The 24,241-nt window shown below is 63.6% G+C and carries 22 protein-coding genes; 7 read left to right on the top strand and 15 right to left on the bottom strand.

Translation table 11 applies throughout. From position 1 onward, the window contains the following. Positions 1–172: 172 nt before the first annotated feature. The 3 genes from E2K99_RS08035 (at position 173) to E2K99_RS08025 (ending at position 3,736) form a co-directional block, all read left to right on the top strand. On the top strand, positions 173–457 hold the full coding sequence (locus E2K99_RS08035; RefSeq protein ID WP_134221900.1) for a hypothetical protein: 285 nt from the start codon (positions 173–175) through the stop codon (positions 455–457). Positions 458–833: 376 nt separating this feature from the next. Further along, the gene (locus tag E2K99_RS08030) at positions 834–1,550 is read left to right on the top strand and encodes a Pr6Pr family membrane protein (protein ID WP_121038768.1); all 717 of its coding nucleotides are present in this window, start codon (positions 834–836) and stop codon (positions 1,548–1,550) included. Between the two features lie 473 nt (positions 1,551–2,023). Further along, a complete protein-coding gene (locus tag E2K99_RS08025) occupies positions 2,024–3,736 on the top strand; it encodes an acid phosphatase (protein ID WP_134221899.1) in 1,713 nt (570 codons plus the stop codon). An 87-nt stretch (positions 3,737–3,823) separates the two neighbouring features. Here E2K99_RS08025 and E2K99_RS08020 read toward each other — a convergent pair whose 3' ends face one another. After that, positions 3,824–4,828, bottom strand: a complete 1,005-nt coding sequence (locus E2K99_RS08020; protein WP_134224056.1) for a sulfonate ABC transporter substrate-binding protein — start codon at positions 4,826–4,828, stop codon at positions 3,824–3,826. A 256-nt stretch (positions 4,829–5,084) separates the two neighbouring features. Between E2K99_RS08020 and E2K99_RS08015 the strand changes: the two genes are divergently transcribed. Beyond that, on the top strand, positions 5,085–6,800 hold the full coding sequence (locus E2K99_RS08015; protein WP_134221898.1) for a chloride channel protein: 1,716 nt from the start codon (positions 5,085–5,087) through the stop codon (positions 6,798–6,800). Between the two features lie 19 nt (positions 6,801–6,819). On the opposite strand, the gene E2K99_RS08010 is transcribed toward E2K99_RS08015, so the two are convergent. After that, positions 6,820–7,197, bottom strand: coding sequence for a hypothetical protein (locus tag E2K99_RS08010; RefSeq protein WP_121038755.1), 378 nt, complete (start codon positions 7,195–7,197; stop codon positions 6,820–6,822). Between the two features lie 452 nt (positions 7,198–7,649). Then, positions 7,650–8,150, bottom strand: coding sequence for a Csu type fimbrial protein (locus E2K99_RS08005; RefSeq protein ID WP_134221897.1), 501 nt, complete (start codon positions 8,148–8,150; stop codon positions 7,650–7,652). Between the two features lie 450 nt (positions 8,151–8,600). On the opposite strand from E2K99_RS08005, the gene epsC reads away from it, so the two are divergent. Continuing rightward, complete coding sequence (epsC, locus tag E2K99_RS08000) at positions 8,601–9,545, top strand: serine O-acetyltransferase EpsC (protein WP_051156496.1); 945 nt, start codon at positions 8,601–8,603, stop codon at positions 9,543–9,545. A 12-nt stretch (positions 9,546–9,557) separates the two neighbouring features. Here epsC and E2K99_RS25470 read toward each other — a convergent pair whose 3' ends face one another. Then, a complete protein-coding gene (locus E2K99_RS25470) occupies positions 9,558–9,713 on the bottom strand; it encodes a hypothetical protein (protein WP_166675049.1) in 156 nt (51 codons plus the stop codon). A gap of 121 nt (positions 9,714–9,834) precedes the next feature. Further along, entirely contained in the window at positions 9,835–10,986 is a 1,152-nt protein-coding gene (locus tag E2K99_RS07995; RefSeq protein WP_134221896.1) for an MFS transporter, read from the bottom strand. Positions 10,987–11,062: 76 nt separating this feature from the next. Between E2K99_RS07995 and gcvA the strand changes: the two genes are divergently transcribed. Further along, positions 11,063–11,956: a transcriptional regulator GcvA gene (gcvA, locus tag E2K99_RS07990; protein WP_134221895.1), complete on the top strand. Its 894-nt coding sequence runs from the start codon at positions 11,063–11,065 to the stop codon at positions 11,954–11,956. 1,018 nt (positions 11,957–12,974) lie between these two features. Continuing rightward, positions 12,975–14,102, top strand: coding sequence for an FMNH2-dependent alkanesulfonate monooxygenase (gene ssuD, locus E2K99_RS07985; protein ID WP_134221894.1), 1,128 nt, complete (start codon positions 12,975–12,977; stop codon positions 14,100–14,102). Between the two features lie 13 nt (positions 14,103–14,115). Here the strand turns inward: ssuD and gcvH are convergent, their stop codons facing one another. The 10 genes from gcvH to E2K99_RS07935 all read right to left on the bottom strand — a co-directional run bounded on the left by gcvH (position 14,116) and on the right by E2K99_RS07935 (position 24,172). Then, the gene (gene gcvH / locus E2K99_RS07980; RefSeq protein WP_134221893.1) at positions 14,116–14,493 is read right to left on the bottom strand and encodes a glycine cleavage system protein GcvH; all 378 of its coding nucleotides are present in this window, start codon (positions 14,491–14,493) and stop codon (positions 14,116–14,118) included. 23 nt (positions 14,494–14,516) lie between these two features. After that, positions 14,517–15,122, bottom strand: a complete 606-nt coding sequence (locus tag E2K99_RS07975; protein WP_134221892.1) for a peroxidase-related enzyme — start codon at positions 15,120–15,122, stop codon at positions 14,517–14,519. Then, entirely contained in the window at positions 15,119–15,655 is a 537-nt protein-coding gene (locus E2K99_RS07970) for a CMD domain protein (RefSeq protein WP_039786014.1), read from the bottom strand. Before E2K99_RS07970 ends, E2K99_RS07975 begins: the two co-directional genes overlap by 4 nt. Next, entirely contained in the window at positions 15,652–16,983 is a 1,332-nt protein-coding gene (locus E2K99_RS07965) for an acyl-CoA thioester hydrolase/BAAT C-terminal domain-containing protein (RefSeq protein WP_134221891.1), read from the bottom strand. The genes E2K99_RS07970 and E2K99_RS07965 overlap by 4 nt, the downstream gene beginning before the upstream one ends. 6 nt (positions 16,984–16,989) lie before the next feature. After that, entirely contained in the window at positions 16,990–18,576 is a 1,587-nt protein-coding gene (locus E2K99_RS07960; RefSeq protein ID WP_134221890.1) for an ABC transporter substrate-binding protein, read from the bottom strand. A 204-nt stretch (positions 18,577–18,780) separates the two neighbouring features. Beyond that, complete coding sequence (locus tag E2K99_RS07955; RefSeq protein ID WP_134134902.1) at positions 18,781–19,788, bottom strand: ABC transporter ATP-binding protein; 1,008 nt, start codon at positions 19,786–19,788, stop codon at positions 18,781–18,783. Then, positions 19,781–20,773 (bottom strand): ABC transporter ATP-binding protein, encoded by a 993-nt coding sequence (locus E2K99_RS07950; protein ID WP_134221889.1) that lies wholly within the window; start codon positions 20,771–20,773, stop codon positions 19,781–19,783. Before E2K99_RS07950 ends, E2K99_RS07955 begins: the two co-directional genes overlap by 8 nt. Continuing rightward, a complete protein-coding gene (locus tag E2K99_RS07945) occupies positions 20,770–21,705 on the bottom strand; it encodes an ABC transporter permease (RefSeq protein WP_420840912.1) in 936 nt (311 codons plus the stop codon). The genes E2K99_RS07950 and E2K99_RS07945 overlap by 4 nt, the downstream gene beginning before the upstream one ends. Positions 21,706–21,728: 23 nt before the next feature. Next, entirely contained in the window at positions 21,729–22,703 is a 975-nt protein-coding gene (locus E2K99_RS07940; RefSeq protein ID WP_039786022.1) for an ABC transporter permease, read from the bottom strand. Beyond that, positions 22,700–24,172 (bottom strand): NAD(P)-binding domain-containing protein, encoded by a 1,473-nt coding sequence (locus E2K99_RS07935; RefSeq protein ID WP_134221887.1) that lies wholly within the window; start codon positions 24,170–24,172, stop codon positions 22,700–22,702. Before E2K99_RS07935 ends, E2K99_RS07940 begins: the two co-directional genes overlap by 4 nt. Positions 24,173–24,241 lie beyond the last annotated feature (69 nt).

Here is a 24,241-nt window from a genome sequence, read left to right as displayed (position 1 = left end):
CGCGAAAAATAAGCCTGCGCCAAGGTGCGCACGACAACGTCATGACGCGCACCGCCTGCGCGGTGCCAAAGCCGCTCTGCACGATCATCGGAAAGACCGGCAACAGGAGCGGCGCGTCGAAGCGTCGACAAGGTCGACGGAAGCGGCTCCTCCGGAAGTCCATGAGAGGGGAATGGACAGCCCGAACACGATGTATCCAGGCATTGTCCGGGAGGAAACCTGTGCGATTCGGCAGGATGCCTTTTGCAAAGTTCACCGCAAATTTGTAACAGTGAACGCATTGCTGGAAGCACCGTTTTTCTGCAGTAAATACGCAGCGAATACAGGGCAAATTATTTATATTTTGAAGCGCCTTGTAACTAAAAAAAATGTAACAGTTGTTAGAGAGAAGGCGTCGCTTCAAGGCGACACCCTCTCCCTCAAAGTCCGCTCAGGATCTGGCTTGCAGAGAACCTGATCATTTTCGTCGGCGGCCATGGCGACCCGCCTACCGGTGGAAAAAACTTAGAATTTGAAGCGATCAATTTTCTCATCGAGCGAGGCCGCATTTCTCACTCACCGACTGCATTGATGAGCACAATTCACCGCATGGATGAGCCAGCTTCATCCCAAAGAAGAAGCCTGCCGCAACTGCGATCCCTCCTCGCAGCCGGGCACGAAACAGGCCCTCGCCAAGGACATGGGCCATGTGTCTTGATGTAAGGGTTGAAAATGAATGTCATCCGGCAAGCACAACCATGCCCGCCCGATTTATGATGGAGCCCATTGCCGGTTGCCGCCGGAACACCCCCCGTCCGGCGGCAACCGTCCCCTCTCCTCCCACAGACCACACCATGAGCAACGACAGGATCCCCTCGCCGGAATCGCTGGATTCCTTTGGCGCACATCTCTTCCCGGCGCGCCGCCACTCGGCCGCCGCCCGCACGGTCGCCGGCCTGATCGCCGTGATCAGCTGGTTCGCCTTCGTGGCACAGACCGACATCACCATCAACCGCCTGCTGGCACGCGGCGGCGGCATCCTGGATGGCCTGGACCGGCTGACCATGTACCTGACCAACCTCACCATCCTCATGAGTGCGCTGTGCTTTACCTCGCTGGCGCTCTCGCTGAGATCGCCCATGAGCCGCTTCTTCCGGCAACCTACCGTGATCTCGGCCGTGGTCACGTACCTGGCCTTCGTCGGCATCGCCTACAACCTGCTGCTGCGCCATTTGTGGACGCCCACCGGCTTTCGCGCGCTGGTCAATGAGAGCCTGCATACGGTGGTGCCGCTGCTGGCGATCGTGTACTGGATTTTTTTCGTGCCGGTATTCCAGGCCTCGCTGAAGAAGGCACTGCTGTGGCTGGTCTACCCGTTGGGGTATCTGATGGTGACGCTGTGGCGCGGGGCACTGTCGGGCTTCTATCCCTACCCCTTCATCGACGTCAACGCGCTCGGCTATCCGCGCGTGATCCTGAACGCCACCCTGCTGTTCGGCGCGTTCGTCGGATTGATGGCCTTGTTCATCGCCGTCAACCGGTCAGGAAAACCGGTGCTGCAAGGCAAATAGAACGTACTGATGATGGGCGGCCGGACTGCGCGTCCGGCCCTGCCGCCAGGCCACTAGGTCAGCGGCTCCGTGATGGCGAGCGCCAGCATGAACACCATGCACGCACTGAAGCCCGCACCGATGAGCAGGTATTGGAAAGTTTTGAGCACCATGATTCCCTCGTCAAACAAGACCGCCTTGACATGAGCGCCGAATCGACCATCCCCTGGCCTGCCGGACTCACCTGACCCGGTCGCCGGGCCGCGAGATGCGTGGCCCCAACCGGTGCGGTCGACGCATTTTATGGCCTTCGCCACGCATGAGCACCATCCTAGCGTTTCTTTTACTCAAACTTTCACTGTCTCTTGGTGCCGGTTTCGTCACTTTCTTGATTGCCAGCATGATGGAAAAGACACATCCTTGTCATACGGTCGCGCTATGCTGCCCCCGCAACGCGCCAAACCCCACAACAATATCCGACAGGAAATTCATCCATGAGCAAGCACGACGACGACATCGCCGGCAGCCAGCCTGCGTCCAGCGAAACGCCCCCGATCCCGCAACAACCCGGCCGCCGCCGCTTCCTGGGCAGCATGGCGGCCCTCAGTGCCGGCACCACCCTGGCCGCCTGCGCCACCGAAGGCCAGGGCCCGGTGCCTTACCCCAGCGGCAACCCGGCCGAGTCCGCCGCACTGGACCGCGCCCTGCGCGAAAACGTCAAGACCATCGTGGTGATCTACGCCGAGAACCGCAGCTTCAACAATCTCTTCGCCGATTTTCCCGGCCTGGAAAAGCCGCTCTCCTCGCTCAAGCCCTCGGACTACCAGCAGCGCGACCGTGACGGCAGCCTGCTCAAGGAATTGCCGCCGGCCTGGAACGGCGTGCTGATCCAGGACCAGAGCGTGGAAGGCGTCAACTATGCCGGCGGCAAGCAATACCAGACCAACTTGCCCAACGCCCCCTATGCCCTCAAGGGACCGCAGGGCGAAGCCCTGCCGCTCTCCCTGGTCACGCGTGACCTGTGGCACGTGTTCTACCAGAACCAGATGCAGATCAACGGCGGCAAGAACGACGGCTTCGTAGCCTGGGCCGATTCCGGCGGCCTGACCATGGGCCACTATGCGGACACCCGCTACAACCTGCGCCTGTGGGATGTGGCGCGCGAGTTCGTGCTGTGCGACAACTTCTTCCAGGGCGCCTTCGGTGGCTCCTTCCTGAACCACCAGTACCTGGTCTGCGCCACTGCGCCCTACTATCCCAATGTGATGAGCTCGGTCTCGCGCACGCAAGTAGCCAAGACCAGGAACAATGATCCGCTCTCGCCGGAACTGGTGCCGGCCGAAGGCAGCCCGGCCAGCGCCCTGCAAGGCCCGCCGAAATTCGGCCCCAGCGCGCTCACCCCGGACGGCTACGCCGTCAACACCATGGCGCCGCCGTACTGGCCGACCTGGAGCCGCGACCGCAACAATCCGGCCTATGCCGAACCCAACCAGCCCAGCGTGCTGGTGCCGCAGACGCACGAACACATCGGCGACAAGCTCAACAAGAAGGGCATCGACTGGGCCTGGTATGCGGGTGCATGGCAGGCCACGCTGGATGAGTTCAAGGATTCCAAGGGCATCCCCAAGATTCCCAATTTCCAGTATCACCACCAGCCCTTCAACTACTTCAAGAACCTGGGTCCGGAAAATCCCGCCGAGCGCAACAAGCGCCTGCGGGATGGCGGCCTGGGCGACGAGTCGCGCACCAACCGCTTCCTGGCCGATGTCGAGGCGGGCCGCCTGCCGCCGGTGACCTTCTACAAGCCGCAGGGCAACCTCAACCTGCACGCCGGTTACGCCGACATCGCCTCGGGTGACCGCCACATCGCCCACATCGTCAAGAGCCTGCAGGCCAGCCCGCAGTGGAAGAACATGGTGGTGGTCATCACCTTCGATGAGAACGGCGGCTGGTGGGATCACGTGGCCCCGCCCAAGGGCGACCGCTGGGGTCCGGGCACGCGCGTGCCGGCGCTGGTGATCTCGCCCTTCGCCCGCAAGGGGACAGTGGATCACACCGTGTATGACACTGCCTCCATCCTGCGCCTCATCACCCGCACCTTCGGCCTGGAAAAGCTTAATGGCCTCAAGGAGCGTGACGACGCCATGATCGCGCGCGGCCAGCAACCCATGGGCGACCTGACCAACGCCTTGCAGTTCAAGGCCTGATCAACCGCTACGCGAGAACGACAAGGCCGCCGCAGGGTTTTCCTGCGGCGGCCTTGTTCATGGTGTGACGAACCGTGCGCGGATGGTTTACGCCAGCCAGGGCGGTGCCGTCTCGCGCAGGTTGATCTTCTTCGGGATCAGCTTGAGATCGAGGAAGGTATCGGCGATCTGCTGCTGCTCGTCGAGAATGGCGTGCGTGATCGGCAGCGTACCGAAGTTGTAGCGGCGCACCACCACGTCCAGAACGCCCTTGGGCAAGCCCAGTATCCCGGCCAGTTCGCTGGCGTAGTCATCGGGGCGCGTCTTGGCGAACTCATCTACCTTGGCCAGCTCTTCCACCGCGATCCGGATGAGGTCGGCATTGTCCCGCGCATAATCACGGGTCGAAAAATAATAGGCACGATTCTTGACCACCCCGTCGGCGTCAGCCAGGATGCGCGCCTTCAGGGTCTGCTGGGCGGCGGCCAGATAGGGCTCCCAGATCGCCCAGGCATCGACCGAGCCGCGTTCAAACGCAGCGCGCGCATCGGCCGGCGCCAGCCAGACCGGGGTCACGTCGCCGTATTGCAGGCCGTGCTTTTCCAGCAGCTTGACCAGGAAGTAATGCACGTTGGAACCCTTGTTCAGGGCGATGCGCTTGCCCTTGAGCTGCGCCGGTTTCTGCAGGCTGTCATCCTTGACCAGGATTGCTTCCACATAAGGACGCGGCACCGTCGCGCCCACGTAGACCAGCGGCGTGCCGGCCGCCTGCGAAAAGATGGGCGGCGCTTCGCCGACGTCGCCGAAATCGATCGAGCCCGCCCCCAGCGCTTCCAGCTGCACCGGGCCGGCGCTGAATTCCACCCACTTCACGGTCGCCCCCAGCGATGCCAGCCGCTGCTCCAGCGTGCCGTGGGCGCGAATGATGCTCAGCGCCCCTTTCTGATAACCCACACGCAACTGGCGCGTGGCCGCGTGTGCAAGGCGGGGACTGAATGCCGCAGCCGCACTGGCCGCACCCAGGGCGAGCCCGGCACCGATGAGGCGGCGGCGCTTGCTGTTCAATTCCACGCTGGCGAGGGCGGGTTGGCGTTTGTCTTCGTACTGCGGCATGGGGACTCCATCATTCATGGTTGAGGTCGATATTTCCTGGCTCACAGGGTAGCGAGCCCTCCTCATGCTGCGAACGAATCATTCCTCCTGTGCATAGAAGAAAAGCGGATAAGTCGCGCCATGCATGCAACACCCAGCCTCTTCCTGGCGGAATATTTTATATCACGTTATGATATATTAATCCCCTATCCCTTTATCCATGCGACTTCTTCTCCACGATGAGGTCGTCACCCCTAGCCTTCAAATTCGCCATTCCATGAAACACAAACGCGACTACACCGCCGACCGGCGGCTGCCCCTGCTATGCGCCATCGCGGCCGCCATCGGCGTGTTGTCCACGGGCGCGGCCTGGCTGCTGCTCAAGCTCATTGCCCTCTTCACCAACCTGTTTTACTTCCAGCGCCTGTCCTTCGCGGCCATTTCGCCAGCAGGGCATACACTGGGCGGGATGGCGGCCCTGCTGCCGGTGATCGGTGGTCTCATCGTCGGACTCATGGCGCGCTACGGCAGCGACAAGATCCGGGGCCACGGCATTCCGGAAGCGATCGAGGCCATCCTCTTCGGCAAGAGCCGCATGTCGCCCAAGGTCGCGTTGCTGAAACCGCTGTCATCGGGGATCGTCATCGGCAGCGGCGGTCCGTTTGGTGCCGAAGGGCCGATCATCATGACCGGCGGCTCGCTCGGCTCCCTGCTGGCGCAGTGGCTGCACCTGACTGCGGCTGAGCGCAAGACCCTGCTGGTCGCGGGAGCCTGTGCCGGCATGACGGCGATCTTCGGCACGCCCCTGGCCGCTCTGCTGCTGGCGGTGGAACTGCTGCTGTTCGAACTGCGTCCGCGCAGTCTGCTGCCGGTCGCGCTGGCCTGCGCCATCGCAGGCTTCCTGCGGCCGTGGCTGATCGAGGGTGGCGTGCTGTTTCCGCTGGAGGTGGCACCGGTCGCGCCGATCGCCCTGTTGTCCTGTCTCGCCGCCGGCCTGGCCAGCGGTGTGCTGGCGGCGCTGCTGACGCTGGCCCTGTATCGCATCGAGGACGGCTTCCATCGCTTGCCGCTGCACTGGCTGTGGTGGCCGGCACTGGGCGGGATCGCCGTCGGGCTCGGCGGGTTGTTGCAACCACGCGCATTGGGCGTGGGCTACGACGTCATTGCCGACCTGCTGAACCAGCACATGCTGGTGTCGGCGGCCCTGGCGCTGCTGCTGGTGAAGGCGGTGATCTGGCTGCTGGCGCTGGGGTCGGGGACCTCGGGCGGGGTACTGGCACCGCTGCTCATGATGGGGGCCGGTCTGGGCCTGGTGCTCGCACCGTGGCTGCCGGGCGGCTCGCCGGGACTATGGCCGCTGGTCTGCATGGCCGGTGTGCTGGGCAGCGTGCTCGGTGCGCCGCTGACGGCCATCGTCTTCGCCTTCGGCCTGACCCACGCGGGCAATGCGCTGCTACCGCTGATTGCCACCACGGCCGTTGCCTATGGCGTCAACGTGTTGTGGATGAAGCGCTCCATCATGACCGAGAAGATCGCACGGCGCGGCCTGCATGTGCATCGCGAATATGGTGTCGATCCACTGGAACGGGTGCATGTGGAGGACCTGATGTCCGCCCCGCAGGCGCTGGAAGCGGCGCTGCCGGCCGGTGAAGCGCTGGCGCGGTGCCGCGCGGCAGAGCGTGTGCATCGCTACTATCCGGTGACGGCGCATGGCCGCCTGCTCGGCATGGTTGCGCTGAGCCGCCTGCAGGCCGCCGATCCGGCCGCAGGCTGCGGCACCCTGATGCAAGCCGATGCCGGCTACCTGCTACCCCACCTGAGTGCACGCGCGGCTGCAGGGGCGATGGCACGACGAGGTGTCGCGCGCCTGCCGGTGGTGAACGGACCGGAGCGCCGACAGCTGGTCGGCGTGCTGTCCTTGTCAGATCTGGCACGTGCCAGTGCCAGCCATGCCGAGGAAGAATCAGTACGGGAAAAATTGCTGGGAAGCTGAAGCCTCGTCTGACTGCAGCTCAGACGCCACCGCTGAGCTTGCACATCAGGTTGTCATGCGAGACCAGGATCACGTTGATACCGGCATTGCCGTTGTCCATACGGAATTCGCTGTTGCCGTTGGCCAGCGAGATGATGCGGACCGCGCGCGTGGCGGTCTCGGTCATGACGGTTTCGGCCGCCATGTTCAGGCAGGTCAGCACGCAGCCGCTGCCCGCCGCGCAACTGCGGGTGATGTCGCTGGCCACCGGCGAAGGGGCAGCAGTACTGGCCGGCACCGGGACGGCGGCCGGCACCTGCACCGGGACTTGCGCACGGGCCGCTGCGGCGGACAGCAGCAGACTGGACAGCAGAGAAAGAAGCGCAAGGTGGAACGATGAAAACCGCGGTGCGCGCATGGAAAGGCCTCCCTTGTTGGATCTGTCGGATCGAGCCCGTATTGCATCACAAACAAAAAAAGGGCGCACCTCCTTGCGGAAGTACGCCCAAAAGTAAGCCCCCCTCAGGGCTTCCCGGTAATCGAGGTACTAGGGCCTGTTCACATTCAATCTGTGAGATGCGTTGCCCCCAGAAGGCGGGCTGGCAAGGCGCGCGTCAGGGCTGGTGGTGGTGCCACCAGCCCTGACGTGCAACGCGGCCAGCGCGCCTTCTGGGGGCAACCCTCCGGGAGAGGCCGCCAAGCGTCGTCTGCCGTTGTTGCAGCTCCTTGCCGTGGCACCACCACGGCGCGTCGCCGCGCCTAGGCAGACAACGCTTGGCGACCTCTCGCACTCACAGATTGAATGTGAACAGGCCCTAAAAGCCACGATGGGCGCAGGGAATCAGGCCTGCTGCCGCATGTGGCGCAACATCAGTAGGTCAGCGTGACGGTCACGGTGTCCGAATAAGCGCCCGCCAACGGGGTCTGGGCGGCAGGAATCTGACCGTAGACGGTCAGCGTCTGGGTCAGGCCGGAGCCGGTCCCGGTGACGGTGTCGGTGCCGATGGTCGAGCCCCAATTGTTGCTGCGGGCCGAATCGCGGTACAGCGCGTAGTTCAGGGTACCGCCGCCGGCCGCGCTCATCTTGCGGCTGCTGACGGTGGAACCGGTTCCAGTACCAGCGTCAAGACCGACGTTGTAGGCGGTACCGTTGGTGCACAGGACGGTGATGGTGCCGGACTGGTTGACCAGGCTCTGGGTGTAGGCGCCGAAGGCGATGGCCGAACCGACCACGGTGCAGGAGGCCACGACCGAAGCGCTGATGGTCAGCGTACCGCTGGCGGTGGCGGCAAACGAGGCCGGTGCGCTGGAGGCCAGCACGACAGCGGCGACGGTGGCGGCAACGAAGCGGTTTTTCTTGGCGTGCAACATCGAGTCTCTCCTGGTTTGGCTGCCTGGTCCTCGCCCCTCGCTCGGACTTCTTGCTGCAGCTGGTATGACGAGACTTTAAGTTTTTGTTGTTCCACCCAATATCGGGAGCTTCCTGAGGTGACGCGCTTTTGCGTCAGGATTTTCCTGAATGATATAAATGCATCATGTCGTGAGATATTCATCAAGTCTCACGGCGTCGGCTGGCCAGGCAAGCGTGGTGCGGATTTGCGGCAGATCAAATGCGCATGAGGATATGCGCAATGATACTTTGCAGGAACCTTCATTCGCGGGTACAGTCCATGACCAGAGCAGATTCAACAGCGGTGCCACTTTTCAGATAGAACTGGGCACCGCGAATCTCTCTTCCCACATTTCCCCGCCTGGTTTTTCTCTTCGATGGCTTCCCTGCCCTGCCCGGCACCTCGTCCGCATTTTTGATAGCATGCGGGCATGGAACCTACTCACATCCCCGAACTGAACGCGCTGGCTGACTCGGTCGAGTCTGCGAGCCTGGGCTTGTCCGCCGTCGTCGCCGGCCTGCGTACCTCGCGCGAAGTCACCAACAAGATCCGCTACCGCGGCGAGATCCGCGAACTCCCCTCGCGGGAAGCCATGCAGAAGCTGTTGCAGCATCTGCAGGCCGCCTTGTTCCCCACGCATTACGGGCACACCGATTTATCCGATGAGACCATCGATTATTTCGTTGGAAGCCAGTTGAATGCTGCGTTGTCCATTCTGCGCGAGCAGGTGCGGCGCAGTCTGTATTTCAGCAGCGATGTGGAAGAGGATGGCCTGCTGCGGGAACGTGCCACGGCCATCACGCGCGACTTCGCGCACCAGTTGCCGGGCGTGCGCGACATCCTGGTCAGCGACATCCAGGCGGCGTATCACGGCGACCCGGCGGCGTCGAGCATTTCGGAGATTTTGCTGTGCTATCCCGGCACAACGGCGATCATCTATCATCGCCTGGCGCATGCCCTGCATCAGCTGGGAGCACCGCTGCTGGCGCGGCTGATTGCCGACATCGCGCATTCGGCCACCGGCATCGACATCCATCCGGCGGCGCAGATCGGGCCGAGTTTCTTCATCGATCACGGCACCGGGGTGGTGATCGGCGAGACCACCATCATTGGCCGCAACGTACGCCTGTACCAGGCCGTGACGCTGGGTGCCAAGCGTTTTCCGCAGGAGCCGGACGGTTCATTGGTCAAGGGGATTGCACGCCATCCCATCGTCGAGGATGACGTGGTGGTCTATGCGGGCGCAACGCTGCTGGGCCGCATCACCATCGGGCGAGGTTCGGTCATTGGCGGCAACGTGTGGCTCACGCACAGCGTGCCGGCGGGCAGCAATATCTCGCAGGCGGAGATGCTGAGCGACTGCCGCCAGCCCTGACCAACCTCTCGTTCAGACAGCTGCGCCCAGCCAGTGCTGGAGGAAATACAGCGCACCCAGCACGGACAGGCCAATGACGAAGGCAGCGCCGATGGCACGGCCTTCGGCGGGCAGCAGCGGTTCAGTCGCGAAGTGGCCGAGTTCCTGGTAGATGTGGTGATCGTTCATGGAGGCTCCTGAGTCCGGCAAGGAAGGGATCAGGGCCATGCTAGTCAAGCTGCGTGCTGCTGTGAACGAAGCAATGGGCAGATCGATATCTGTTCACCGCATAAAGCGCGCCCCGCCCTGCTCAGGGCTGACCGGAGAGGGACGCTGGCGGCACGGGTACCGGCTGGCGTCCGCAGGCGATGGCTGCCAGCGCCAGGGCCGAGGCCGCGAGGCTGTAGAGCCACAGGGATGACATCACCGGCAGCAGCAGGCCGGCCAGCATCGGCCCCATGCCTGCGCCGATATCGCGCCAGATCGCCCGTCCAGCCAGCGCATGCACACGCTGCGCCGGTGGCGTGCGTGCCGCAACGATGGGGGCCAGCAGCGGCAGTTGCAGAGCCCGCAGGATCACGATCAGCCCGGCGAACAGCCACAGCAATCCGCCGCCGAAACCGACCAGCGCCACGCAGGTGGCCAGTGACAGCGTCACCAGTACCTTGACCGCACCGAAGCGCTCGGCCAGCCATCCGCCCAGGGGGCTGAGGACGATTTCCCCCGCGTAGCGCAGCGCCATCAATACCCCCGCCACCAGTTCGCCATCAGCGCCGAAGGATTGCTTGCTCATGTAGGCCAGGCCGACGATGAAGAGGCCATCCAGGGTCAGCCCTTCGAGGAAGGACCACCAGTCCAGGGCATTGGGCAGTTTCCAGCGGCGTGGCTGGGGCGGTGCGTAGGCGTGCTGAGGCAGGCGGCGTGCGGCCAGCAGGCCCAGCAGCGCGGTGGTCGCCACCAGGGCGAACACCATGCGCGGCCCGATGTGGGGGGCCAGCAGTGCGGCGGTGGGCAGCCAGAGCATGGGGCCGATGGCGATCACGCCGCGCGAGCGTCCCGAGCGGCGGGCTGCGCCCTGGGGGTTGGCGGTGGACATGGCCTGGGTGGAGAGGTTGAGTCCGGCGAAGGCCATGCCCCACAGCAGGCGCAGTGGCAGCAGGGCCCAGAAGCCGCTGGCGACCGTATAGCCGAGGGCGCAGAGGATGGCGGCGCAGACGGCCAGGGTGCAGGTGGGGCGGTCGCCGCGTTGTGCGTAGAAGCTGGCGACCCAGCGGTAGCCGGCGATGCGCACCAGGCGGTTGGCCGCGAGCAGCACGCCGGCCTCGGCGAGGCTGACGTGGAACTGGGCGGCGTACATGGGGAGGAGCAGGTAGAGGACGATATCGCAGGGCAAGGCGGCCGAGAGCGACATGGCGGCGTGGCGCGAATCGATATCGGCCTGGCGGTGGTCTGGCGTGGTCATGGAGGCCGATGATGCGCCGCGTGGGGTGGGCTGACAAACGATATTAATTCCGGGCATGCGTGATAATATTTGACGCATGGCCGATCTCACTCTTCCGCTCAATGCCATCCGCGCCTTTCTGGCAGCGGCCCGTCACCAGAGTTTCACGCTTGCGGCGCAGGAGCTCAATGTCACACATGGCGCGATCAGTCGCCAGATCAAGAACCTTGAAGATTATCTCGGCATGCCCTTGTTCGAGCGGCGTACGCGGCAGGTGTTGCTGACCGAGCGTGGGCGGCAGTTCTTCGAGGAGGCCAGTCCGGCGCTCGATATTCTCGCCAATGCGGCGCGGCGGGTGATGCGGGATGCGCCTACGCGCACGGTGGTCATCAATGTGCGGCCTTCCTTTGCGGTGCGCTGGCTGATTCCGCATCTGTCCGATTTCGTGGAGCGGTATCCGGGGATTGCGCCCCAGGTGGTGACCAGTACGGCGACCGTGGGCAAGGCGGGCTCTTCGTTTGATATCGCGATCCGGCGGGGAGAGACCAATTGGCCTGAGACCCTGAAGGTGCAGCGGTTCATGGAGGATGAGCTGGTGCTGGTGGCTTCTCCTGCGCTGCTGCAATCCATGCCGCTGGAGGACGTGTCGCAGTTGGCGCGGCATACCGTGCTGGTGTCGCGCAGTCGGCGCAATGACTGGGAGGACTGGCGCAAGCTGGCCGGCTTGAAACGCTCCCGTTCCCAGGCGATGCTGCATTTCGATCACGTGCATTTTGTATTGCAGGCGGTCATGGATGGGCTGGGGGTGGCCTTGTCGCCTGTATCACTTGCGGATAACGATCTGCGCTCGGGGCGGCTGGTTTGTCCTTTTCCTGATCTGCGCTTGACACTTGCACCCTACTACCTCGGGATCAGCTTGCAAGCGGGGGCTGAGGCGCAATTGTTTGCCAAATGGCTTGGGGAATATCGCGGGGCTTTGATCGGTGGTTGATTTGGTTTTGTGTTGTGTTGTCTTGTCCTGTCTTGGCTGGGTGCTTTTCTGGTTGTTCGGTTTGGGGCAGTCTGCACGGAAATCTTTCCTGCGCTCTAGCTTAATTATTTTCTCTCTCCGGTCGGAAGAACGCGCCGGGGGCGGCCCGGCAGCCGCTCACTTTTCTTGTCTCGCCAAGAAAAGTAAGCAAAAGAAGGCGACCGCAACTCCGCCGCCCTCCTTCGGAGGGTCCCCGCTTCAGAGCCCAACAAAACGGGAAAAATAGAGTCGCTTCGCTCCGACTATTTTTCTGATCCGTTTTGTTGGGCTCTGAAGCGGCGGCGCAGATGCGGACGACTGAGACGGCTCGCCTTCGGCATCGCACCACCTCCGACTCGCCTTCGGCTTTGCCTTGGCGTTCTTTAACCTTCGATACGTCGCTACGCGACTACTCAGGTCGAACGGACGGAAATTATTTAAACAAAAAACAAAAAAGGAAAAAGGAAAAAACCAAAACCCAGAGCGGGAGTGGGAACGATCAAAAGGTCGATGCCGCAGGCGAGCCAACCCAAAGCCGAAGGCGAGTCGGAGACGCGGCGAGGCCGAAGGCGAGCCCGTGGGGGGTGCTGTCCCCATAGAGCCAGCCGCCGCAGCGGAGCGAAAAGTGGATCAGAAGGATAGTCGGAGCGAAGCGACTCTATCCTTCCCACTTTTCGCTTCGCTGCGGCGGGGACCCTCCGCAGGAGGGCTGGCTCTTTGGGGTCGCCTTCTTTTGCTTACTTTTCTTGGCGAGACAAGAAAAGTGAGCGGCTGCCGGGCCGCCCCCGGCGCGTCCTTCCGACCGGAGAATGATAAGAATTAAGCTAGAGCGCAGGAAAGATTTCCGTGCAGACTGCCCCATACCAAAAAACCAGAAGAGCAAGAAGCCAAGACAACAAAACCAAAAACCAACTAAGCAAAGAAGAAAACATTCTTAGCCACAAAGAGAACAGAGCGCTCTAATAACGCCAAAGTGAAAAATGCAAAAGGAAACTCTGGCATGTCATTAGAACTCTTCTGGTTCCTCCCCACGTCGGGCGACACACGTTACCTGGGCAAATCCGATTTCGGCCGAGCCCCCACGCTGGACTACATGCGCCAGATCGCGGTGACCAGTGAAGCGCTGGGATACGATGGATTGCTGATCCCGACGGGAGCGTCCTGCCTGGACCCATGGGTAGTGGCTGCCAGCCTGGTCCCGGTGACCCGGCGCATCAAGCTGCTGGTAGCGCTGAGGACCTCACTGGGCGGCCCCGGCCCGTCGGCAAGACAAGCCGCAACACTGGACCAGGCCCTGAACGGCCGCCTCCTGCTCAATGTAGTGCCTGGAGGAGATGCCACGGAACTGGAAGCCGACGGCGTGTTCCTGAAACACGACGAACGCTACGAAGCCGCCGACGAATACCTCACCATCTGGCGCAAACTGTTGCAAGGCGAGACCGTCAACTACGAAGGCAAGCACTTCCGCATCCGCAACGGCCAGCTGTTCCATCCGGCGATACAACAGCCCTACCCGGCGCTGTATTTCGGCGGCTCCTCCCCTGCTGCGCACGACCTCGCCGCCAAGCATGTGGACGCCTACCTCACTTGGGGCGAACCACCCGCCGCCGTCAAACAGAAGATCGAAGACGTGCGTGAACGCGCCGCCAAGCAAGGCCGCACCGTCAGATTCGGCGTGCGCCTGCATGCCATCGTGCGCGAAACCACGGCCGAAGCCTGGGCCGACGCCGAACGCCTCATCAGCAAACTCACCGACGAAGACATTGCCCGCGCCCAGCAGAACTACGCCAAGATGGATTCAGTGGGACAACAAAGAATGGCCGCCCTGCACGGCGGCCGCCGCGACAAACTGGAAATCGCCCCCAACCTGTGGGCCGGCGTGGGCCTGGTACGCGGCGGTGCCGGCACCTCCCTGGTGGGCGATGCAGCCACCGTCGCCGAACGCCTGCAGGAATATGCGGACCTGGGCGTGGACACCTTCGTCCTCTCCGGCTACCCGCACCTGGAAGAAGCGATACGCTTTGCCGAACTGGTCTTCCCCCTGCTGGGCAAGAACGCCGTCACCTTGCGTGACCGCGCCCAAACCGGCGGCGCTTTCGATATCCGCGCCGCCGCATCGGCTTCCTGACCGCAGCCGCGCCTCAGGAAATCAGCTTGATGTAACCCGCCGCATCAAGAAAACCCTCCGCCGAAAATGGCGCGGCCGGCTTGAGCTTGAAGATCCATTGCTCATACGGCGCGCCATTGATGGCGTCAGGCGACTCCACCAGCAGCTCGTTGATGGCGATCACCTCGCCATCAACAGGCGCATGCAAATCCGACGCCGTCTTGTTGGATTCGACGATGCCCGACTCGGCCCCCTTCGCCAACACCTTGCCCACGGCCGGCATATCGACATACACCAGCGGCCCCAACTGTTCCTGGCCGAAATCGGTAATGCCGATGGTCAGCGTGCCATCGTCTTCAAGCTTGACCCACTCATGGGTCTCGGCATAGACCAGATGATCCGGAATGTGCATCACTGTCTCCTCATGGAAATAGTTTACTTGGCCTCGGCCTTGCTGCCATCAGCAAACACCGGCTCGCCCAGATTGAGCATCAGGCGATTGGCCCAGGCAAAGATGGCCACCGAGTGAATCAGGTCCAGCACTTCCAGTTCACTCAAGCCAACGTCAACCAAGGCCTTGATCTGCGCCGCACCGATCTCGCCCGGCGTCTCGGTCAGCTCGGCCGAGAACTTGGCAATGGCTTGCTCGCGCGCATCCACACCGGCACCGTAAGGCGTATCGAACACCTGGCGCACCGTATCGTTGCGCTTGGCCAGCTGCTCGAAACGCTGCGCATGAACGGAAGCGCAATACACGCAGCCATTGATGCGCGAAACCACCAGCGAACCCAATTCGCGCTCCGCACGCGAGAGGCCGCCCGGCGCATACATGATGGCGTTGAAGGCCGCCGAACGCTGGCGCAGGATGTCAGGCTGATGCGCCAGGAACAGGTAGTAGTCCGAGGTCTTGGCCTTGGGATGGCTTTCTTCCAGCACCTTGACCTGGTCTTCGCTGGCCGCGTCCAGCTGGATCACGTCCAGCCAGGCATCCCATTCCAGAGTCTCATTGGTAAAACCGTTGGCCTTGATGATCTCGCTCATGCCGACTCTCCTTGTTGGGCCGCCGCAGCACGCATGGCCTTCAGGCCCGCGACCACGCGCAATTGATAGGACACGAAAGCGATCAGCTGCGACAGTGCCACCACCGCCGGCGTGCTGATGCCCGCCGCCGGCAGCTTTTCAATCGCGGCCTTGTCGCCTTCCACCGGACGCTGCGTCAGCGCACGCGTGAAGACCAGCATGGCGCGCAGGCGCCCTTGCGGCAATTGCTCGGGCTCACCGCTATCAGCCGCCGCCAGTTGCGCAGCATCGGCCGGCACCGCTTCTGCACGCGCGCGGTAATGCGCGGCCAGATCGGATGCGCCAGCCAGGCGGCAGGCGTAGAGCGCCACCAGCAGGCGCTCATCCAGGCCGATGCCTTCCAGGGCCGGGTCGAACAGCGTGTCATAGCTGCCCTGTGAAGCCACGGCCACCTTGTCGCGCTGATGGCGCAGGCCGTGCAGGGGGCTGCCAGCGGCCAGGCCGGCCAGCTGGTCGATGACATCCTTGCTGATGTCGTAGACGGGGGTACTCATGCGTTTTCCTTTGTGGATGAATGCCTGGCCAGCGCGTCGCGCAGGAAGTGCTGCGCCTGCTGCCAGGCGTCGAGATCGGCGCGGGCATTGGCGGCGGGTTCGCCGCCACCGGTACTGATGCGCCCCGACACCGGATGCGCATACGTGGTCTGCGTGGTCGGGACGAAGGGGAACAGGATCGAATGGCCGGCATGCGCATAGTTGCGCCATACCACCGGCCAGGGGTGGGACACTTCGGCCAGCTTGTCCTTGACCATCGCGCAATACAGGCTGGAAGGCCAGGAGCCATCATCGGTCGCCGACAGCAGCAGCACCGGTCCGGCGATCTTCTCCACCGGAATGCGGGCGCGCGCCACTGCGTCCTCGTCCTGCAAGGCAGTGAGCATGGCCAGCTCATGGCGATGCGGTGCCGGGCCTTCGTCAAACGGTGCCCAGCTGGCGCTGCGGTTGTCCTGCCATTGATGCGGCAAGGGCTGGCCGCGCAGCAGCCAGGTCGGGCCTTCGCGTCCCACGGCCGGATCGGCTGCATTCTGGCCGCTGTGTACCAGCGCACTGGGCACAGTGGCCAGCACCGCCGACACCTTCTGCGGAAAGGTCGCCCCCAGCAGCAGCACCAGCTCGCCACCGCGCGACTGGCCGCTGACGGCAACGAAATCATGCAGCGGTTGTACCTCGGCACGCAGCCAGTCCAGTCCGCGTTCGAAATACTCCAGCGGTGTATTGGAAATGTAATCCGACAGGCCCGGTGCCTTGAAATACGCCAGCGCAAACGCAGCCACCCCGCGCGAGGCAAACAGCGCCGCACGCGGTTCGTTGATGCCGCCACCGGAACCATTGAGGATCATCACCGCCGGATGCGGTCCCGGCGTGGCCGGCAGGAACAGCGTACCGACCAGCCCCTCCTCCCGTACCTCACGCCGGGTCACCCCGGCAGCGGCCAGCCGCTGTACCAGTTCGGTACTGGCTGGCGCGCACGGTGCCAGGCCCGGCTGGTCCAGCGAGGAAACGGTCAACGTGGTCACCAGCGGTGCCATGACATCGGCGTGGAAGTTGTCGCGACAGCCGGCTTGCACCGGTTTCTGCGACCACAGCAAACCCATCGGATCGATGCCGTAGTAATCGCCATCGATGGCCGGGTTCATGCTCACGTCGACGTGGCCATAGGCATCGGCGATGTAGCACGCCGTACTGCGCCACTCCGCGCCGTTGCGCAGGGTGGAGGAAGAGATGCGCACCGGCTCGCCCGGATGCGCACCCCGCACGATGATGCGGCGGGGTACGTCGATCAGGTCGTCAGCCGGGCTGACCTCGATGGAGAAGTTGGGCATGGCCTTTTACTTCTTGTCCTGGGTCACCATCATGGCGGTGGTGCGGTCGCTGCTGATGGGGGTGACCTTCAGGCCCTTCTTGGCGGCCCAGATGTTCTGGTAGTGGTACAGAGGGATCACGCCAACCTCATCCGAGACGGTCTTGGCCGCGCCACGCAGGATGGCTTCGCGCTTGGCGGCATCGAACTCGGCGGTCGAATCGGCCAGGGCCTTGTCCACGGCCGGGCTGCTGTAGTGGTTCCAGTTGGAAGCGCCGATACCCTTCTTGGGATCAACCGTGCCCAGCACGTTGACCAGCGCGTAACTGGCTTCGCCAGTGCCATTACCCCAGGCCAGTACCGAAACGGCAAACTCGTTCTTGTTGGCACGCGAGGAGTAGGAGGCCCACGGCAACACTTCGACCTGGGTCTTGATGCCGATGCGGGTCCAGAACTGCGCCACGGCCTGCATGGTTTCCGGTGCTTGCGGATAGCGATCGTTGGGCACGTGCAGCGTCAGCTTGAAACCTTCCGGGAAACCGGCCTCGGCCAGCAGCTTCTTGGCTTGCGCGGCGTCGAAGGGAATGTTCTTGATCTCGGGGTTGTAGCCGAAGGTATCGGCCGGCATCCACTGGTTGGCTTCGGTGGCCGCGCCCTGCAGGATGCGGTCGATCAGGGCCTTGCGGTTGATGGCCAGCGACATGGCGCGGCGCACGCGCACGTCCAGCAGCGGATTCTTCTCCAACTGCTTGCCGTTGTTGTCGGTGATGAAGGGGCTGGGGCCTTCATGGAAGCTCGGCTGGATCAGCAGCACGCGCAGTCCGTTGTAGGGGTAGACCTTGACGTTGGGCGACTGCTTCAGCTTGGCCAGGTCGGACACCGACACCTTGTCGATCACGTCCACGTCGCCCGACAGCAGCGCGGCGGTACGGGCTGCGCCATTGTTGATGTAGCGGTAGTTGACCTTTTCCCACAGCGGCTTGCCGTTCCAGTAGTTGTCGTTACGCTGCATCACCACGCGGTCGCCCGGGGTGTAGGAGACGAACTTGTAGGGACCGGTACCGACCACGGCCGCGCCGCTGTTGTAGTTCTCGGTGGTGGACTTCTCGCCCACGTGCTTGCTGACGATATGCACCGAGGCCAGGTTCAGCGGCAGGTCCGGGTTGGGGATGTTGGTCTTGATGACCAGGGTCAGCGGATCCTTGGCAGTGACCGATTCCACCGTGCGCAGGTAGCCGGCGAAGGTGGCCACGCTGCCCGGTACGGCACGGGCGCGCTGGTAGGAGAAGATCACATCGTCAGCGGTGAAGGGCTTGCCGTCCTGCCACTTGACGTTGGGGCGCAGCTTGAATTCCCAGGTCTTGGGGTCGATATTCTTCCAGCTCACGGCCAGGCCGGGGACCAGCTTGTTGTAATCGTTCTGGACCAGCAGGTCCCAGAAATGCAGGTCCACCGAACGGTCGCCGGCGTGGTTGTTCAGCTGCGGATCCAGCGACGAAAGCGGATCGGCAAAGGCGATGTTGAGGTTCTGCGCGTGCGCGGCATCGGCAGCGGCAGCCAGTGCCGCACCGGTCAGGGCGACGGCCAGCAGGCGGGTCAGGAGGGTTTTCTTCATGGTCGGGTTCCTCTGTGGTCAGGGTGGAAGCACTGTGAATGGATCAACTTGGGGCTTTCTGAATTGCACCCCCGCTCCCGTTCGGACTGAGTAGCAGCGCAGCTGCGTATCGAAGGCGCAACTGCGGCGGCATCAGCGTCTTCGATACGGCCCCGGAGGGCCTACTCAGTCCGAACGGCAGGTAAAACATTTCAACAAACCTTGTCAGCGGCCATCATTGAGATGGCAGGCACTCATGTGCCCCGGTGCGATCTCGCGCAACAGCGGCTGCTCTTCACGGCAGCGCTGCGTGGCATGCGGACAGCGCGGGTTGAAGTGGCAGCCGGTCGGCGGGTTCAGCGGACTGGGGATCTCACCCTTGATGGCGGTGAATTCCTTCTTGCGCGCGCCCATGCGGGGCACCTCGGCCAGCAGCGCCTGCGTATAGGGGTGATTGGGCTGGCCGAACAGTTCGCCCACCGGTGCACTCTCCACCACCCGGCCCAGGTACATGATGACCACGCGGTCCGACACGTGCTCCACCACGCCCAGGTCATGGCTGATGAAAAGATAGGTCAGGCCCAGTTGCTCGCGCAGATCCATGAAGAGATTGAGGATCTGCGCCTGGATCGACACATCCAGCGCCGCCACGGCCTCGTCGCAGACCAGCATCTGCGGCTGCACCGCGAGCGCGCGCGCAATACCGATGCGCTGGCGCTGGCCGCCGGAGAACTGGTGCGGATAACGGTCGCGCAGGGCCGGATCAAGACCGGCCCGCAGCAACTGCTGGCAGACATAGGCGTCAAGGTCGCCCTCGACCTTTCCATTCACTTGCGCCGCTTCGCCCACGATCTGGTCGATGCGCAAACGCGGATTCAGGCTGGCATAGGGATTCTGGAAAATCATTTGCACCTGCAGCCGGGCCTCGGCTTCTTCCTTGCTGCTGAGGCTGGCGCGGTCGCGGCCGTTGACCAGCACCTGGCCATCGGAAGGATCGAGCAGGCCGCAGGCCACCCGGCCCAGCGTGGACTTGCCGCAGCCGGATTCACCGACCAGCCCCACCACTTCACCCGGCAAGACCTTCAGGTCCACCTGGTCCAGCGCATGGGTGACGGCCGGCGGGCGGCTCCAGCCGCGCGCCTGCAACTGGCGTTCCAGCCAGCCCTGGCGGCGCTCGCCGAAGCGACGGCTGACGGCACGGGTTTCGATCAGGGGAATGACGGCCTTATCCATGGTGCTCGTTGCTCTGTGTGCTCGGGGTCGGGTGATAGCAGCGCACCCGGTGCGCCGGCAGCGGTTCGCTGATCGCCGGGGCCACCAGGCACTGCTGGGAAAGGCGCTCGCAGCGTGCAGCAAAGGCGCAGGTCGGCGGCAGGTGCAGCAAGTTGGGCGTCATCCCGGGAATCTGGCGCAGCCGCGCACCGCGCTGGTTGTTGCTGGGCAGGCTGCCGATCAGGCCTTGCGTGTAGGGGTGCAGCGGCGCATCGAGCACCGCATCCACACTGCCCTGCTCGACGATGCGCCCGGCATACATCACCGCCACTTCATCGGCCAGGCCGGCCACCACCGACAGGTCGTGCGTGATCCAGATCAGGGCGGTACCGTGCTGGCGCGCCAGCTTCTGCACTTCAGACAGGATCTGCGCCTGGATGGTCACATCCAGGGCCGTGGTCGGTTCATCGGCAATGATGAGGTCGGGCTTGTGCAGCATCGCGATGGCAATGGCCACACGCTGGCGCATGCCGCCCGAGAGTTGATGCGGATAGGCCTGCAGCCGTTCTTCCGGACTGGCGATGCCCATCATGCCCAGGGTATCGCGCGCCAGTTCGCGTGCCTGCTGGCCGCTGACCTTGCTGTGCGCCAGCACGGCATCGACCATCTGCGCTTCCACCTTCAGGACCGGGTTCAGGGTCATCATCGGGTCCTGGAAAATCATGGCGATGCGGTTACCCTGCAGTTCGCGCAACGAGGTCTTGTCCATGCTGACCAGGTCGCGGCCCTGGAACAGGATCTCGCCGCCGACGATGCGGCCCGGCGCATCGACCATGCCGAGGATGGAAAATCCGGTCACGCTCTTGCCCGATCCGGATTCGCCCACGAGACCCAGAATGCGGCCACGGCCGACCGACAGCGAGACGTCATCGACCGCCGGCAACACGCCTTCGGGCGTGAAGAAATGCGTGCGCAGGTTGCGCACTTCAAGTGTGAGCGCGCTCATTTCTGCCACCGTGGATTGAGGATGTCGCGCAGGCGGTCGCCGACCAGGTTGATGGCCACGATCACCACCAGCAGCGTGATGCCGGGATAGAAACTGATCCAGTATTCGCCCGAGAGCATGTATTGGTAACCATTGGAGATGAGCAGGCCCAGCGAGGGTTCGGTGATCGGCACGCCCAGGCCGAGGAAGGACAGCGTCGCTTCCAGCGTGATGGCGCGTGCCACCTGCAGGGTGCCGATGACGATCAGCGGCGGCAGGCAGTTGGGCAGGATGTGGCGCACCATGATGCGCCAGGACGACAGGTTCAGTCCTCTTGCGGCTTCCACGTATTCCTTGCGCCGTTCCACCAGCGCCTGGCCGCGCGCAGTGCGCGCGTAATACGCCCACTCCAGTACCACCAGCGTGGCCATCACGTTGAAGATGCCCTTGCCCACGTAGGCCAGGATCAGCATCGCCACCAGGATGGAGGGGAAGGACAGCACCAGGTCGGCAAAGCGCATGAGTACCGTATCGACCTTGCCGCCCGCATACGCGGCCAGCAAGCCGATGAGCGTGCCGATCACGCCCGCGATCAGGGCCGAGCCGACACCGATGCCCACGCTGATGCGCAGGCCATAGATGATGGCCGAGAACAGGTCGCGTCCCTGACCATCAGTCCCGAGCCAGTAGGTAAACGTTCCATCACCATTGAGGGTACCTGGATGCTGGCGCGAGTCGAGGAAGTTCAACTGCGCCAGGTCATACGGATTCTGCGGCGTGATCCACGGTGCGGCAATGGCGCCGACGATGAGCAGCAGCACGATCACCAGCCCCAGCATGGCCGAACGCGAGGCCACGAAATGGCGCATCACGCGCCGCCAGGGAGACTCGCGGGGCGGGGCCTGGAAGGCCGACAGTTCGGCCACGCGGGCGCGCACTTGTTCTTGCGTCATGGTCACTTCAGTTTGCGGCGCGCTCATGCACGGGCCTCCACCCGCACGCGCGGATCCAGCAATTTGTAGAGCACGTCCACCACCAGGTTGATGGTGACGAACATGCAGACGATCACCATCAGGTAAGCCACGATGACCGGACGATCCAGCGCATTGATGCTGTCCAGGATCAGCTTGCCCGCACCGGGCCAGGCAAAGATGCTTTCGGTAACGACCGCAAAGGCAATGGTGGAGCCGAACTCCAGCCCGACCACGGTCACCAGCGGAATGAGTGTATTGCGCAGCACGTACATCAGTACTACGCGTGCCGGCGACAAGCCCTTGGCACGCGCAAACTTCACGTAGTCCATCGGCAGCACTTCACGCACATTGGCGCGGGTGAGGCGAATCACCAGCGAGATCTTGAACAGCGAGAGATTGATGGCCGGAAGGATCATGTGCCGCCAGCCATCGGCGGTCAGCCACGACCATTGCACGCCGAACAGTTCGGCAGTCTGGCCGCGTCCGCCCGAAGGCAGCCAGCCCAGCGTGACCGAGAAGGCCATGATCAGCATCAGCCCGATCCAGAAGGTCGGCAGCGAAAAACCGAAGATGCTGGTGGTCATGACCAGACGCGAGAACGGATGATCCGGCTTCATGCCCGCAAACAGCCCCAGCGGCACGCCCACTGCCAGGGCCAGCAGCAATGCGGCCACAGCCAGTTCCAGCGTGGCCGGCAGGCGCTGGAAGATCAGCAGGATGGCCGGCGTGTTGTAGACGAAACTGTTGCCGAGGTTGCCGTGCAGCGCGCCATTGAGGAAGGCCAGGTACTGGCGCCACACCGGCTGGTCCAGGCCCAGTTCCTTGATGATGCGCAGGCGGTCCACCTGGTCCACGTCCTGGCCGATCAGGATATCGACCGGGTTGCCGATCATGTGCAGGCCGAAGAAGACGATCACCGTCATCAACAGCACCACCATCAGCGCCTGCAGCACGCTCTTTGCGATGGCCCCACTCATGCGGGAAGCTCCCAGGGCGATTCGGTCCACTCGTCGCCTTCCAGTTCCGGTTCTTCATAGGCCTGGATGTTGCGGTAGTGGTAGTCGATGTCCTCGCTGTACATCAGCGCGGCAATGCCCTGCGCCAGGCGGTAGGCTCCATCGCTGATGGCCGGGATGTCGCCGGAGACCGTGCCATGGCTGGCAGCGGCCGGATAACAGAAACAGTGCACGCGCTCCAGGCCCGGCAGGCTGCCCGGCGTTTTCTGCTGGAACTCGAACACCGGGCCCAGGTAGGGCGAGTCGGCCAGTTCCTGGTCTTCCTCACCAGCGGGCGGGGTGTAACGGTCGCTCCAGTTGAGGACGTGCGGGGCGATGTCCCTGAATTCGCTGCGCAGGCTCCAGTCGATCTTGAAACCGGTGGAAAAGAACAGGAAATCCAGTTCCAGCGGACCACGATTGGTCTGCAGCAACAGCGTCCCATCCGGCTTGACCTCAACGGATTCGATCGCCGTACCCAGCAGGAAGCGGGCATTGGCAAAGCGCGAAACCCGGCGCGTGCTGCCCGAGGGCGGCGGCACTTGCTGGGCGTTGACGTAATGGCGGATGCGCCACTTCCATTCGTCCGGCAGGTGCAGATGGCCGTTGACCAGGCCGGGGCTACCCGCCCCTTTGCCCTTGTTGATGCGCGGCAGGTCCTTGCGTCGGATCAGCAGGTCCACGCGTGCGGCCCCCTCTTCCAGCGCGGTCGCGGCGCTGTCCATGGCCGACGCGCCACCGCCGATCACGCCAACGCGCTTGCCCTTCAGACTGGCGTAGTCGAACAGGTCGGAAGAATGCGCCCAGCGGTCACGCGGCAGTTGCGCCGCCAGCGGCGGCAGGAAGGCACCACCCAGGCCATCGCGGCCGGTGGCCACCACCACGCGGCGCGCCAGCACGGTCGAAGTACCCGCAGGCGATTGCAGCTGCAGTGCCACGATGCCATCGGCGCGCGGCTGCACGGCCAGCACGCGATGTTCGTTGCGGATATCGAGCTGCATGACGCGGCGGAACCAGCGCAGGTACTCCATCCATTGCAGGCGCGGGATCTTGTCCAGCGCTTCCCACGCCTCCAGCCCGAACTGGGCCTCGAACCAGGCGCGGAAGGTCAGCGCCGGGAAGCCCAGCGCCGGGCCGGTCAGGGTCTTGGGGGAACGCAGGGTTTCCATGCGCGCAGTGGTGGCCCAGGGGCCTTCGAAGTCCTTGGGCGACTGGTCATAGATCACATTGGGAATGCCCAGGTGCGACAGCGCCACCGAAGCGGCCATGCCGGCCTGGCCGCCACCGATGATGGCCACGTCGATCACCGGCACACCGTCGCGCTCGATGGCCGGAGTCCAGGACTTGCCGGGCAGCGCCAGCCATTGCAGGTCCTGGCGTACGCGCGCCTCCAGGGCGGCCAGTCCTTGCGGGGGGGCAACGGGGATCAGGGTCGGTTCGGTGTCGTGCATAGCGCCTCGTCAAAAGCATGAAGAGACGTCGCCGGCACAGGCCTGCGATCGTCTCGATTCGGGTTTTGT

This window comes from Herbaspirillum huttiense (genome assembly GCF_004367745.1).
Classification (GTDB): domain Bacteria; phylum Pseudomonadota; class Gammaproteobacteria; order Burkholderiales; family Burkholderiaceae_D; genus Herbaspirillum; species Herbaspirillum huttiense.
Note: the sequence above shows the minus strand (reverse complement) of the source record. Positions and strands in the feature narration are given on the sequence as shown.

Coding starts and splice junctions, on each gene's coding strand:
- E2K99_RS08035 (WP_134221900.1), top strand. CDS start 173: ATGGACAGCCCGAACACGATGTATCCAGGCATTGTCCGGGAGGAAACC.
- E2K99_RS08030 (WP_121038768.1), top strand. CDS start 834: ATGAGCAACGACAGGATCCCCTCGCCGGAATCGCTGGATTCCTTTGGC.
- E2K99_RS08025 (WP_134221899.1), top strand. CDS start 2,024: ATGAGCAAGCACGACGACGACATCGCCGGCAGCCAGCCTGCGTCCAGC.
- E2K99_RS08020 (WP_134224056.1), bottom strand. CDS start 4,828: ATGCCGCAGTACGAAGACAAACGCCAACCCGCCCTCGCCAGCGTGGAA.
- E2K99_RS08015 (WP_134221898.1), top strand. CDS start 5,085: ATGAAACACAAACGCGACTACACCGCCGACCGGCGGCTGCCCCTGCTA.
- E2K99_RS08010 (WP_121038755.1), bottom strand. CDS start 7,197: ATGCGCGCACCGCGGTTTTCATCGTTCCACCTTGCGCTTCTTTCTCTG.
- E2K99_RS08005 (WP_134221897.1), bottom strand. CDS start 8,150: ATGTTGCACGCCAAGAAAAACCGCTTCGTTGCCGCCACCGTCGCCGCT.
- epsC (WP_051156496.1), top strand. CDS start 8,601: ATGGAACCTACTCACATCCCCGAACTGAACGCGCTGGCTGACTCGGTC.
- E2K99_RS25470 (WP_166675049.1), bottom strand. CDS start 9,713: ATGAACGATCACCACATCTACCAGGAACTCGGCCACTTCGCGACTGAA.
- E2K99_RS07995 (WP_134221896.1), bottom strand. CDS start 10,986: ATGACCACGCCAGACCACCGCCAGGCCGATATCGATTCGCGCCACGCC.
- gcvA (WP_134221895.1), top strand. CDS start 11,063: ATGGCCGATCTCACTCTTCCGCTCAATGCCATCCGCGCCTTTCTGGCA.
- ssuD (WP_134221894.1), top strand. CDS start 12,975: ATGTCATTAGAACTCTTCTGGTTCCTCCCCACGTCGGGCGACACACGT.
- gcvH (WP_134221893.1), bottom strand. CDS start 14,493: ATGCACATTCCGGATCATCTGGTCTATGCCGAGACCCATGAGTGGGTC.
- E2K99_RS07975 (WP_134221892.1), bottom strand. CDS start 15,122: ATGAGCGAGATCATCAAGGCCAACGGTTTTACCAATGAGACTCTGGAA.
- E2K99_RS07970 (WP_039786014.1), bottom strand. CDS start 15,655: ATGAGTACCCCCGTCTACGACATCAGCAAGGATGTCATCGACCAGCTG.
- E2K99_RS07965 (WP_134221891.1), bottom strand. CDS start 16,983: ATGCCCAACTTCTCCATCGAGGTCAGCCCGGCTGACGACCTGATCGAC.
- E2K99_RS07960 (WP_134221890.1), bottom strand. CDS start 18,576: ATGAAGAAAACCCTCCTGACCCGCCTGCTGGCCGTCGCCCTGACCGGT.
- E2K99_RS07955 (WP_134134902.1), bottom strand. CDS start 19,788: ATGGATAAGGCCGTCATTCCCCTGATCGAAACCCGTGCCGTCAGCCGT.
- E2K99_RS07950 (WP_134221889.1), bottom strand. CDS start 20,773: ATGAGCGCGCTCACACTTGAAGTGCGCAACCTGCGCACGCATTTCTTC.
- E2K99_RS07945 (WP_420840912.1), bottom strand. CDS start 21,705: ATGACGCAAGAACAAGTGCGCGCCCGCGTGGCCGAACTGTCGGCCTTC.
- E2K99_RS07940 (WP_039786022.1), bottom strand. CDS start 22,703: ATGAGTGGGGCCATCGCAAAGAGCGTGCTGCAGGCGCTGATGGTGGTG.
- E2K99_RS07935 (WP_134221887.1), bottom strand. CDS start 24,172: ATGCACGACACCGAACCGACCCTGATCCCCGTTGCCCCCCCGCAAGGA.